General features: G+C 67.8%; 10 protein-coding genes and 1 pseudogene. 5 read left to right on the top strand and 6 right to left on the bottom strand.

Annotated elements, in window-relative coordinates; all coding sequences use genetic code 11:
* Positions 1 to 41 precede the first annotated feature (41 nt).
* On the bottom strand, positions 42 to 917 hold the full coding sequence (locus tag WDC87_RS03530; protein ID WP_072168208.1) for a LysR family transcriptional regulator: 876 nt from the start codon (positions 915 to 917) through the stop codon (positions 42 to 44).
* Positions 918 to 1,015: 98 nt separating this feature from the next.
* Between WDC87_RS03530 and WDC87_RS03525 the strand changes: the two genes are divergently transcribed.
* Positions 1,016 to 1,618 carry a short chain dehydrogenase gene (locus WDC87_RS03525; protein ID WP_072168209.1) on the top strand — a complete coding sequence of 201 codons (603 nt, stop codon included), beginning with the start codon at positions 1,016 to 1,018 and terminating at the stop codon, positions 1,616 to 1,618.
* A 78-nt stretch (positions 1,619 to 1,696) separates the two neighbouring features.
* Here WDC87_RS03525 and soxR read toward each other — a convergent pair whose 3' ends face one another.
* Positions 1,697 to 2,131, bottom strand: coding sequence for a redox-sensitive transcriptional activator SoxR (soxR, locus tag WDC87_RS03520; RefSeq protein ID WP_005415534.1), 435 nt, complete (start codon positions 2,129 to 2,131; stop codon positions 1,697 to 1,699).
* Positions 2,132 to 2,160: 29 nt separating this feature from the next.
* Here soxR and WDC87_RS03515 point away from each other — a divergent pair.
* A pseudogene (locus WDC87_RS03515) lies at positions 2,161 to 3,577 on the top strand (MFS transporter).
* A gap of 87 nt (positions 3,578 to 3,664) precedes the next feature.
* Here the strand turns inward: WDC87_RS03515 and WDC87_RS03510 are convergent.
* Both WDC87_RS03510 and WDC87_RS03505 read right to left on the bottom strand, forming a co-directional pair.
* Positions 3,665 to 5,686 (bottom strand): alpha/beta hydrolase, encoded by a 2,022-nt coding sequence (locus WDC87_RS03510; protein WP_252744681.1) that lies wholly within the window; start codon positions 5,684 to 5,686, stop codon positions 3,665 to 3,667.
* The gene (locus tag WDC87_RS03505) at positions 5,686 to 6,660 is read right to left on the bottom strand and encodes a DUF4105 domain-containing protein (RefSeq protein WP_252744683.1); all 975 of its coding nucleotides are present in this window, start codon (positions 6,658 to 6,660) and stop codon (positions 5,686 to 5,688) included. Before WDC87_RS03505 ends, WDC87_RS03510 begins: the two co-directional genes overlap by 1 nt.
* 170 nt (positions 6,661 to 6,830) lie before the next feature.
* Between WDC87_RS03505 and WDC87_RS03500 the strand changes: the two genes are divergently transcribed.
* Positions 6,831 to 7,235 carry a GFA family protein gene (locus WDC87_RS03500; RefSeq protein WP_072168213.1) on the top strand — a complete coding sequence of 135 codons (405 nt, stop codon included), beginning with the start codon at positions 6,831 to 6,833 and terminating at the stop codon, positions 7,233 to 7,235.
* 278 nt (positions 7,236 to 7,513) lie between these two features.
* Here WDC87_RS03500 and WDC87_RS03495 read toward each other — a convergent pair whose 3' ends face one another.
* Positions 7,514 to 9,031, bottom strand: coding sequence for an MFS transporter (locus WDC87_RS03495; RefSeq protein ID WP_252744682.1), 1,518 nt, complete (start codon positions 9,029 to 9,031; stop codon positions 7,514 to 7,516).
* A gap of 107 nt (positions 9,032 to 9,138) precedes the next feature.
* Between WDC87_RS03495 and WDC87_RS03490 the strand changes: the two genes are divergently transcribed.
* The gene (locus WDC87_RS03490) at positions 9,139 to 10,035 is read left to right on the top strand and encodes a LysR family transcriptional regulator (RefSeq protein WP_072168215.1); all 897 of its coding nucleotides are present in this window, start codon (positions 9,139 to 9,141) and stop codon (positions 10,033 to 10,035) included.
* Between the two features lie 53 nt (positions 10,036 to 10,088).
* Here the strand turns inward: WDC87_RS03490 and WDC87_RS03485 are convergent, their stop codons facing one another.
* Entirely contained in the window at positions 10,089 to 11,018 is a 930-nt protein-coding gene (locus WDC87_RS03485) for a LysR substrate-binding domain-containing protein (protein ID WP_227836590.1), read from the bottom strand.
* A 115-nt stretch (positions 11,019 to 11,133) separates the two neighbouring features.
* Here WDC87_RS03485 and WDC87_RS03480 point away from each other — a divergent pair, with 115 nt between their 5' ends.
* Positions 11,134 to 11,832 (top strand): glutathione S-transferase family protein, encoded by a 699-nt coding sequence (locus WDC87_RS03480; RefSeq protein ID WP_134970591.1) that lies wholly within the window; start codon positions 11,134 to 11,136, stop codon positions 11,830 to 11,832.
* The last annotated feature ends 21 nt before the right edge of the window (positions 11,833 to 11,853 follow it).

Genomic DNA, 11,853 nt, shown 5'->3' with positions numbered 1-11,853 from the left:
TTTGCCGAGGCAAAGGGGTCTGACCCGATCTAACCCGATGATCATTGCCCCAACGTGGTCATGACGAAATCGACGAAGCACTGCAAACGGGGGCGCGGGCGTCGATCGGGCAGGTAGATCAGGTGCATCGGCCGCGGTTCCGGCAGGTAGTCGCGCAGCAGTGGTTTCAACCGCCCTGCCGCGATCTCCGCCGCCAGCAGTGCGGTGGGCTGCAGTACCAGCCCGGCCCCGGCTACGGCGGCTTCGCGCAATGCGAAGCCATCGTTGCTGCTCAGCCGTGCCTCCCAGTCGACCTGTTCGCCGTTGGCCAACTGCCAGCCATGCCCGCCGCGCCAGGCCAGATGGCTCAGGCAGTCGTGCCCCTGCAGGTCATCCGGTGTTCGCGGCGTGCCGCGCCTGCGCAGGTAAGACGGCGCCGCGCACAGGCTCATCGCATACGGCGGCAGCGGCCGCGCCACCACCTCCTGCGATGGCAACGGCCCGACCCGGATCGCCGCGTCGAAGCCATCTTCGATCAGGTCCACGCGGCGGTTGCTCAGGTCCAGCTCGATATTCAACTGCGGCTGCGCGCGCAGCAGGCCGGCCAGCTGCGGCGCCAGCACGCAGCTGCCCCAGGTGGTGGGCGCGCTTATCCGCAACAGGCCACGCGGCTGTACCTGCAGGCCGGCCACATCGGCCTCGGCCTGCTGCACCTGCTCCAGCACCTGCCGGCACCCGGCCAGGTAGGCGCTGCCGGCTTCGGTCAAGCGCTGGCGGCGGGTGTTCCGTTGCAGCAACGCGGTGCCCAGATGTGCTTCCAACTGCTGGATGTACTTGCCCACCATCACCGCCGACACCTGCAGCTGTTCGGCGGCGCCGGCGAAGCTGCCGCGCTCGGCCACTGCCACGAAGGCCTGCATGCAGCGAAGGGCATCCATTGCTAATCCAGAGTTAGGAATCTGCGAATCATACGCCGCTTACCTAACCACGCTGTGACGGCGCAGACTGCGCTCACTCCCACACGCAAGGAACGGCCATGAAGATCCTCCTCGTCGGTGCCAGCGGCACCCTCGGCCAGGCAGTCGCCCGTCAGCTCGGCCAACAGCATCAGATTCTCGCCGCCGGCCGCCGCAGTGGCGAACTGCGTGTGGACCTGACTGACGACGCCAGCGTCGCCGAACTGTTCGCCCGCACCGGTGCAGTCGATGCGGTGATCTCCACCACCGGCTCGGTGCATTTCGGACCGCTGCAGGAGATGACGCCCGAGCAGTTCACTATCGGCCTGCAGGACAAGCTGCTGGGACAGGTGCGGCTGGCATTGGCCGCGCAGCACCACCTCAATGCCGGTGGCTCGATCACCCTGACCAGCGGCATCATCAGCGCGCAGCCGATCCGCGACGGCGTCAACGCCACCGCAGTGAATGCCGCACTGGAAGGCTTCGTGCGCGCCGCCGCACTGGAGCTGCTGCCGCGCGGCCTGCGCATCAACGTGGTCAGCCCGAACGTACTGATCGAATCAATGGCGGCCTACGGCCCCTACTTCCCGGGCTTCGAAGCGGTAAGCGCACAACGCGCCGCACTGGCCTTCCAGCGTGCAGTGGAAGGCATCCAGAGCGGCGAGACGATCACGGTCTGGTAAGAAAAAGGGGACGGAGGGGATCAAGTCGTTTTCGTCCGCCGGGCATGGCCCGGCGCTACCGGGAGCGCGTCCCCTTTTTCATTCCCAGCGCATCGGGCCATCGCCGCGTTCGCCGAGAACGTCGCCAGGGTTGGCCAGGCGGCAATGCTGCAGTGACAGGCAGCCACAGCCGATGCAGCCGGTCAGTTCATCGCGCAGCAGCTGCAGCATGTGGATGCGCTCTTCCAGCTCGGTGCGCCAGCGCGCGGACAGCTTGGCCCAGTCAGCCTTGGTCGGTGCACGGCCTTCAGGCAGGCTCTCGAAGGCGCGGCCGACCGCTTCCAGTGGCATGCCCACCCGCTGCGCAACGCGGATCACCGCCAGCCGGCGCAGCACGTCGCGGCTGTAACGGCGTTGGTTGCCCGAGGTGCGCAGGCTGCTGATCAGCCCCTTGCGCTCGTAGAAATGCAGTGCGGAAACGGCCACGCCACTGCGCTGGGAAACCTCGCCAACGCTGAGTTCCTGGGATGCCATTGCTTGACCTCAACTATAGTTGAGGTGGCATGCTGCTATCTTCGCCGCCCGTTGACAAGCGCGGCCCGCCCCTGACCGGTATGACCCCGACCCTCTCTCCCGCCGACACCCGCCTGCCGGCTGACACATCGATCCTGTCCGCGCGCTACCGCGCCACCACCCTCGGCATGGTCGCGCTGGTCGCGCTGCACGCCTTCGAAGCATTGGCCGTCGCGGCCGCGATGCCCACGGTGGCCGAAGCACTCAGCGGCCTGCGCCTGTATGCGCTGGCCTTCGGTGGCACACTGGCCACCAGCGTGATCGGCATGACCCTGGCCGGACGCTGGGCCGACCGCCAGGGCCCGGCACGGCCGCTGTGGTACGGCCTGGCCTGCTTCGTGCTGGGCCTGCTGCTGGCCGGCTTCGCCGTGCGCATGGGCATGCTGGTGGCCGGGCGCCTGCTGCAGGGCCTGGGTGCGGGCGCGATTTCGGTCTCGCTGTACGTGATGGTCGGCCGCAGCTACCCCGAGCACCTGCGGCCGAAGGTGTTCGCGGCATTCTCGGCGGGTGGTGCCCTCGATGGTCGGCCCGGCGCTGAGCGGCCTGATCGTCCAGCATCTCGGCTGGCGCTGGGTGTTCCTGGCGGTGCCGCTGCTGGCAGTCCCTGCTGCCCTGTTGCTGCGGCCTGCGCTGGCGCGCATGCAACCCTCCGCCGACAGCAACGACGACGAGGGGCGCGGCAACGTCGTACGTTGGGCCAGTGGTGCATCGCTGGCGGCGCTGCTGCTGTACTTCGGCGGCCAGCAGCACGGTCCGACCGCCCTGCTCTGCATCAGCGTGGCGATGCTGGCGCAGCTGCTATGCGTGCATCGCCTGCTGCCGGCCGGAACGCTGATCCTGCGCAGGGGCCTGCCCAGCGTGATCGCACTGCGCGGCATCGCCGCCGCCGCATTCTTCGCCTGCGAAGCCTACCTGCCGCTGCTGCTTCAGCGCGAACGCGGGCTCCCGCCCAGCTGGGCCGGCGCGGTGCTCAGCCTCGGCGCACTCGGTTGGTTCGCTGGCTCCTGGCTGCAGGGTCACCAGCAGCGCGGCTGGTCACGCCAGCAGCTGCTGCGCGTCGGCACGGCGATGATGACGGTCGGCATCGCCGCAACGCTTGCGGTGTTGTTCAATGCAGTGCCATTGCCGGTGGCCCTGGTGGGCTGGACGGTCACCGGTTTCGGCATGGGCATGATCTACGCCAGCCTCTCGGTACTCACGCTTTCGCTGTCAGCAGCGCATGAGCAGGGTGCCAACACGTCGGCCCTGCAGCTGAGCGAGGCCCTGTCGGTGACCACCGCGCTGGCGGTCTCCGGTGCGTTGTTCGCGCTGTTCGTGGAAAGCGCGCCGCACACCGGCTACCTGCTGTGCCTGGCGATCACCTTCGGCCTGGCGGTGCTGGCCGCGGTGATCGCGCGGCGGGTGTAGCGTCGCCCGGTTTCGGCAGTGTCGGCCGCTGGCCGGCACCATCACGGGATTCCCGCGTGCGCGGAGAGTGCCGGCCAGCGGCCGGCACTACCGGGTCCCCGTCCCCACGTCATCGATATCCCGGTGCAGGATGCGCCGCACTTCCAGCACCGCTTGCGGGGTCTCCTGCACGCTGTGGCCGGAAATGATCACCTTCTCCGACTGTGCACCCGGCAGGTGCGCACTCCAGTACGGCACCAGTCCGTCATCGGACTTGTCCACCGGCAGCTCCGGCTTGCGCTGGGCGATGATCGAGTGGTACTTCAGTCCCGCTTCGATCGGCAGCTGCGCTGCGGCCTTGACGAACGGATCGCTGGCCTTGAGGTTGTCGATGCTGTTGGGAATCTTCGGCTTGGCCGTGCCATCGACCTGCTGCTCGGCCTGCGCCAGCGCCATGAACACGTCCTCGAACTTGCCGAGAATGGTCAGCGGCAGGCGCACCAGCCGGCCCAGCAGGCGCCCGACCTTGTTGCCGGCGATGTCCGTGCCCTGGTGGGGAGCGGCGATGAAGATCGCACGCTCCACGTTCGGCTGTGCCTTGAAATGCAGCAACGGCCCCAGCTTGTTCTGCACGCGCTTCAGACGCTCGCCCTTCAGGTCATAGTTGGCCAGCAGGTCGTTCCACAGCACGTCACCGGAATCGCTCACCAGCAGCCGCGCGAGCACGCCGCCCATGCTGTGGCCGATGTAGACCATGTCCTTCGATGCACGAGTGCTGCCATTGGGATCGAAGTGCTTCAGCGTGTCGTTGAACGCGTTGGCGATCTCGTAGCGGTTCAGCGCGATCGGTGCGTTGGTCGGGTAATAGACCTGCCACACCTGGAACTGCTGGCGCAGTTCGGGGTCGCCCATGATCTCGTTGGCCAGGTTCACCCAGGCTTCCGGGCTGCTGGCCAGGCCGTGCAGCATGAAGATGATGCGGCGGTTCGGGTCCCACGGTTGCATCAGGTAGATGTGTGGCTCGCCGATGCCCTCGCTCATGCCGAACAGGGTGCGCAGTGACTGCCGGGCGAAGCCGCTCTGGGCAAGCCACAGGCCGTAGGCTGCGGTGAAATTGCCGGCCAGCGGCACCTGCTCGCCGTGCAGGGTGATGCGCTCGGTGGCTTCCGGCGAATAGGCATCCAGTTCAACCCGGCGCGTCCGCATCACATCGTCCAGGCTGCTGCCTTCGAAACGCAGCAACGCGGTGACGTTGATCGAGGACATCTCGCTGAACTCGGGCACCGAATCGTCATGCCGGTGGCGACGGCCACGGCGTGCGCCCTCTTCGTCATCCTGCGGTGTCTCGGCCTTCGGGCCCTCAGGCGCGATCACCGGTGCGACCAGCTTCGGCGGGTCCATCACCATCACCAGCTCGGCACCGAAGCCATCACGGCGATAAGTACTGCGCAGCCCGACGAAGCTGACCGTGCCGGCCGGCACCAGCTGTGCGGGAATGCTCTTCAGGTTCAGCTGCTGGTAGTTGGAGGCCAGCGACCAGCTGCCAACCGCGATCGGCTTCGTGTAGTCCTCGCCAGCCAACGCAGCGGTGCGCGCGCGGACGAACAGCACCACCGCTGCCTTCTCGGCGGCGTAGTTGTAGTAGTCGCGCACCTGTGTCTGCCGGTCCTCGAAGGCACGGTCGGACGGCGATCGGCCGCTGTAGAACAGGTAGGCATAGGCGTAGCGCGCGGCTTCCAGCCAGGCGTCCAGCGCTGCGTCGCTCATCGGCGGATCACCGGCTGCGGTCTTCTTCGGCGTCAGCGCCAGCGCGGCCTTCACCCACAGTTCGGACAGCGCCGACAGCCGCTGCTCGACATTGAGATCGTCGGTCATCAGCAGCGTGCTGCGGCAGACCAGGAAGTCCTTCTCGCACTGCGATTCGTCCAGGCCTGCCGCGCTGAGCGTCTCGCGCGCGGCGGGGCTGAGCTTGCCGGTATTGAGCACGTCGGCACGCTTGTTGACCAGCGAATCGCTGGATTTGACCTGCTTGACGGTGACCATCGCGCAACCGCTGCTGCCCAGCAGCAGGAAGGCGGCGAACAACACCGGCAGCGCACGCTGCCAGCGGATCAGGAGGAGTCGAGTCATTACTGCGGGTCCTGCTCGGTGCCAGGCACGCCCTGGCGGATCACGGTGGAGAAGTGTTCGCCGCTGCCCAGGTCCAACGCACGCTGGGTGATGCGGCCCTTGTCGTGCAGCTCGGCGTACGGCACACCCGGGGTCAACGCACCCACTTCCTGTGCGTACTCGGCCAGGTACCCGGACAGCAGCAGGCGGTAGTCCAGCGGCAGGCGCGGCGCGATATGGCGGGCCAGGTCGAAGACGATGGTGGTGCAGTTGCTGGTGAGCGTGTTGTAGAAGCCCGGCTTGGCATCCAGTTCGCGTGCCTGTGCGATGTACGCGGCAAACAGCTCCTTCAACTGCGCGCGGTCCATGCCATGCAGGCGGTACAGGTAGACGTCCTCACCGCGCGCATTGGTGCGGGTGCGGATGATGTCGGTTTCCTCCGCGGCCACCAGGGTCATCTCGAACCTGCGGAAGAAGCCGCCCAGTGCCGAGAACGATTCGCCGCGCTCCTTGCGGATCTCCAGCGAGAACACCACGTGGCGCCCATCCTCGAAGCCAAACGAGATGAGGGTGTGGGCGATCGCCGGGCCCATCCAGTACGACAGCACCAGGTCGGCCGAGCGCAGCTGGTCAAGATCGTACGCGCGGCGCACCCAGTGCGCGTCGTAGTCGGTTTCGCTGCGCCAGGTGAAATCACGCACGCTGTCGAACACCACGTGGCGCCCGTCGAAGGACACCACATGCAGGCGCTGGGCCACGTCGTCGGCCCATACGCGGTCCTGGCGCGGGGTCAGCAGCAGCCACCAGAGGCCAGCCAGCGCCAGCGAAGCGCCGAACGCCAGGCCCAGGCGACGGCTGCTGCGGCCACGCGCGACCCGCCACGAGGCCCACAGCGCAGCCAGCAGCCACAGCACGGCAATACCGTTCGCCAGCCAGCCCGGCCCGGGCATCTGGTAAGCCAGCAGCCCGGTCACCCACAACGCTGCCAGCGCCATGGCACTTCCTGTCATCCAACGTCCTGCGGCTCTCACTGGCATCCTGTCGCGGTCCCGAAGCCGCATAGTTAGCCACAAGCGGGTTCACCGTGGCATCTACGGCCCGTTCAGGCACGCCGGCGCACCGTCTGCGGCGGCCCCGCGGCCAGATGAATCACACAGGAGCAACGATGGGCATCACTTCCGTGGCCGGCGTTCCGGTCCAACCCCGGCACCGCGCAACCTGTCACTGCGGCACGGTCGAGCTGCTGCTGGACCTGCCGGACGGGATCGTCGATCCCCGCCGCTGCGACTGCTCGATGTGCCGCCGCCGTGGCGCCATCGCCGCCAGCGTCCCCCGTCAGGGCCTGCAGGTGGTGCGCGGGCAGCATCACCTGCAGAAGTACCAGTTCAACACCCATGTGGCGGAGCACTACTTCTGCGGCGTGTGCGGCATCTACACCCATCACCGGCGCCGCTCCAACCCGGACGAGTACGGCTACAACGTGGCCTGCCTGGAAGGCATCGACCCGTTCGCGCTGGGGGTCATTCCGGTCAGCGACGGGATCAATCACCCGTCAGACCGCAGCGACTAGTGGCGCGTGCGCCGCGGCGGCGTGGCGATCTTCTGCCAGGGCGCCATGCCGCTGCGCCCCGCCCGCGCGGGTCGTTTCAGCCAAGGCCGGCGTGGCGGCGCCTGCGGCGCATCCGCGACTGGGGGAGGAAGCGGTCGACGGCTGGGCCAGAGATGGTCGAGCAGCCACATGGCGGGTCTCCGTGGGGGACGGGGACGATCGACATTAGACCTGGGTGGGCATGGGCGGTGTGAGCGGAAGACGACAACGGGATGACGGCGGAGGGGGCGATGAGCCTGCTACGCCGTATGCTCGGCCAACATGCCTTTGCGTTTCCGCAGCAACAGGTGCAACAACACAGCACACACAGCCGTCAGCAGCGCCAGTACACGCAGCAGTGTTGCCAGCGCCTTGGCGCTGACCTGCTGCAGCTGCTCAGCGCTCATCGCCGGCAGCAGTGCCGCCGCCTGGTCGCGGGACCCGCTCGCCAGATAGGCACCGGCACGCGCCAACGACGCGGGCGATGCCCCATGCAGCTGCTGGTCGACCACCATCGCCAGCAGCGCCGTCACTGCGGCCAGGGCGATACCTTCGCCTGCTACCCGCACGGTTCCGAAGATGCCGGCGGCCATGCCCGCACGCTGTACAGGCACCACGCTCACCGACAGCCCATCCATCAGCCCCCACGGCAAGGCCGTGCCTGCACCGACCCACATCAGCAACGGCACCCACTGCGAGGGCGACGGATGCGTCGCATGGCGCGACAGCAGGTACAGGCCAGAGGCGCACACCAGCAGCCCCAGCGTGCACAGCCGTGCGCTTCCAACGCGCTCCGCCCAACGCGCGGCCAGCATCGGCAGCATCAGCATCGGCGCGGACAGCGCCAGCATCTGCAGTCCCACCAGCGTCGTGCTCTGGCCATGCACGCCCAGCAGTTGCAGAGGCAACACGACCAGCAGCACCACGTAGCCCAGGCAGGTCGCCACCGGCAGCAGCTGGACGCCGAGAAACGCCGGTTGCCAGAACAGTGAGAGGTCCAGCAACGGGGAAGGATGCAGCCGTTCGGTACAGACGAACGCGCCGCCCAACAGCAGCGTCGTCAACAGCGCCAGCTGCACGCGACCGGCGTGCAGGCCGTACTCTCCCAGCCACAGCAGGGCCAGGGTCAATGCCGCCAGCATCAGGCTGAAGCCCAGCATGCCGGCGATGTCCAGCCGTCCGCGCTCGCCCCGGCTTTCGGGCAACGCGCGCGCGGCCAGTGCGAACGCCGCCAACGTCAGCACACCGCCCGCAGCGAACACGCTGCGCCAGCCCAGCGCCTGCAGCAGCAGGCCCGCGAGCAGCGGCCCCAGCGCCAGGCCCGCACCGAATGTCGTGCCCAGCAGGGCGAAGACACGGGCACGCCTCGGTCCCTGCCAGCCCTGCGCCAGCGCAGCGGTGCCCGAGGCCAGCGCTGCGGCGGCGGCAACGCCCTGCAGGCCGCGCGCCAGATCCAGCCACAGCAGCGTAGGCGACAGGCATACAGCGGCCGCCGCGACGGTGAAGCCGGCCGTGCCCAGCAGGAACATCCGCCGTCGGCCATGGCGATCAGCCAGGCCACCGGCAGCGAGCAGCAGGCTGCCGAAGGTGAGCATGAAGGCGTTGGTCACCCAGGCCAGCGCAGTGGGCGATGCCACTGCGGAGCGGGCCAGCACCGGCACCGCGACGGCGCCGGCGGTGAAGGACAACGGCAGCGCCAGCGCGGCCAGGCAAACCGCAAGCAGCGTCCAGCGTTGCGGCGTCTGGGCAGGTACAGGGAGCATCGAAACCGGGGCCATGCGGGCCTCCATCCATCAGGGGCATTGATGATGAGCGGGCCGTTATTCCTGAAAAACAGGCTCTATGGACGTTGATTGCGGCCATATGTTCCGCAATCATGTCGGTCATGGACTCCATCTCTGCTCTGCTCGCCTTCGTCCGAACCGCAGAGGCGGGCAGCATCGTCGGCGCCGCCCGCGTACTCGGCCTGTCCGCCTCGGCGGTAGGCAAGCGCATCGCCCGCCTTGAACAGAACCTGGGCACCCGTTTGTTCCAGCGCACCACCCGCCGCGTGCACCTCACCGACGAAGGCGAACTGCTGCTGCAGCGCTGCCGCCGCGCACTGGATGAACTTTCCGAAGCGCAGGCGGACCTGGCGCAACGACAGCACGCTCCCAGTGGGCTGCTGCGCATCGGCCTGCCCACCATCGGCTACCGCTTCCTGCTGCCGGTGTTGCCCGGCTTCCAGCAACGCTATCCGCAGGTGCAATTGGAACTGGAGTTCAATGACCGCATCGTCGATGTGGTCAGCGAAGGGCTGGACGCGGTGATACGCAGCGGCGAGCTGGCCGATTCCAGCCTGACCGCACGGCGACTGGGCGACTTTCGTTTCATCCTCTGTGCGGCACCGGGGTATCTGAAGGCGCACGGCATTCCCGGCGATGTAGGCGACCTGCGCCTGCACACCGCGCTGCGCTTCCGTTACCCCACCACCGGAAAACTGCATCCGTGGCAGCTGCCGGGCATCGAAGGCGACGCCGGGGCGCGCCTTTCCACGGCGATGACCTGCAACAACATGGAAGCCGTGCTGGCCGCTGCGATCGGTTGCATGGGCCTGGCCTGGATGCCCGACTTCCTCGCCGCCGACGCGCTGGCCGATGGCCGCCTGCAACAGGTGTTGCCCACACTACCTACGCGCCAGGGGCAGTTCTCGCTGCTATGGCCCGGTGGGCGCCATCCCAGTGCACGCCTGCGGGTGTTCATCGACTATGCCGTCGCGAACCTGTTCCAGAACGCCTCATAGAAAGGGGACGGAGGGGATTAAGTCGTAATCGGCCCTGCTGTGCCCGAAACGACTTAATCCCCTCCGTCGCCTTTTTCCCTGGGCGCTGGCGCTGCGTTGAGCTGGTAATGCGCGACCAGCGCATCCACCACCGCGCGCACGCCCGGCAACTGTCCACGACGATGCGGCAGCAGCACGCTGGTGGTCACTTCGCCGGCATGCCACGCCGGCAGGACCTGCTGCAGGCGGCCGGCCGCAATCGCTGCGGCACACAGGCTGTGCGGCAACACCGTGATGCCAAGGCCCGCTTCGGCCGCCGCGACCAGAAGCTGCGACTCATTGCCGACCAGCGCCACCTGCGGCTCCACCTGCACGGTGCGGGCGTCGGTGCCGTGCAGTGTCCAGCGCGTTGCGTGGCGCGCCGTCAGCAGGCCGGCATGCGCGCTTAGCTGCTGGGGCGTATCCACTGCTGGCGCGGCTGCCAGATAGCCAGGCGACGCCACCAGCACGATGCGTTCTCTACTCAGCGAGCGCTGCACCAGACCGGAATCCGGCAGCGGACCGAAGTGGCTGCGCAAGGCAATGTCGATGCCTTCCTGCGCCAGGTCGACGAAACGATCACTCACTTCAACTTCGATGCGCAGCCGCGGATAGCGGCGGGCCAACGGGGGCAGGCACACGGCGAGCTCGCCCTGCACCACCGGAATCGAAGCGCTGATGCGCACGGTGCCACTCGGTTCGGCCTGGCGGTCACGGACGATGGCCTCGGCGGACTCCACCTCGGACAACGCCGCGCGTGCGCGATCAAAGAACGCCTGGCCGACTTCGGTCAGCGCGAAGCGGCGCGAACTGCGTTGCAGCAGCCGTACCTCGAGGTGTTCTTCCAGCAGCGCCACGCGCTTGCTCAACGTCGAGCGCGGCAGGCCCAGATGGCGTCCGCCTGCTGCAAAACCGCCCTGCTCCACTGCGGCCACGAACAGGGCCAGATCGTTGAGGTTGAGCATGCGCAACGTCCACAGGTATGGACTTCAGGATGCCATTCGAACCGCTTCCGGGGCAATGTCCACGCAGGCACGCTTTCCTCACCCGCCGCATCGCGGCTTGAACCGGAAACCAGCCATGACCCCGATCCTCTTCTACGGCGTGCCCTCGGGCTGCTCGTTCGGCTCCATCGTCGCGCTGGAATGGTTGCGCCAGCCGTATCACCTGTGCCGTATCGACATGCCCGGCCAGGTGCAGGGCGAAGACTATCGCCGCCTCAATCCACTGGGCGAAACCCCCACTCTGCGCACCGCGCAGGGCGAACTGCTCAGCGAGAGCCTGGCCATCCTCAACCACCTGGCCGCCAAGGGCGTCGCGCAGGGGCTGGGCTTCGCACAGGGCACCTCCGGCTTCGACCGCCTCAACCACCGGCTGGCCTATCTCAACACCAGCTTCTTCGGTGCCTACGCCCCGCTCTGGCACGCGCTGGAACACGCCGAGGGCGATGACGGCAAGGCGCTGCGTGCCTATGGCACCACCAAGGTGCGCCAAGCCCACCAGGCGCTGGAGCAGATGCTCAGCACAGGCCCGTGGCTGCTGGGCGAGCAGCGCAGCTTCGCCGACGCCTACTTCGCCGGCATCGCCCGCTGGAACGATTACCACCAGGTGGTCGACCGCCGCGAGTTCCCCAGGGTGCAGCAGCTGTTCGAGCGCCTGCAGGACGACGCCGGCGTGCAGTTCGCCCACGCCGTCGAAGCACAGCGGCCGGCTACCAGCAGCGGTGGCTTCCTCGGCGAGGTGCGGCTGGAAGACGTGCTTGAGGCCGCGGCGGCCTGAGTCCTGCCCTGCCTGTGCGGC

This window comes from Stenotrophomonas maltophilia group sp. Smal12 (genome assembly GCF_037079935.1).
Lineage (GTDB): Bacteria > Pseudomonadota > Gammaproteobacteria > Xanthomonadales > Xanthomonadaceae > Stenotrophomonas > Stenotrophomonas sepilia.
The sequence above is the reverse complement of the archived record's forward strand: the minus strand, read 5'-3'. Positions and strand labels throughout refer to the sequence as shown.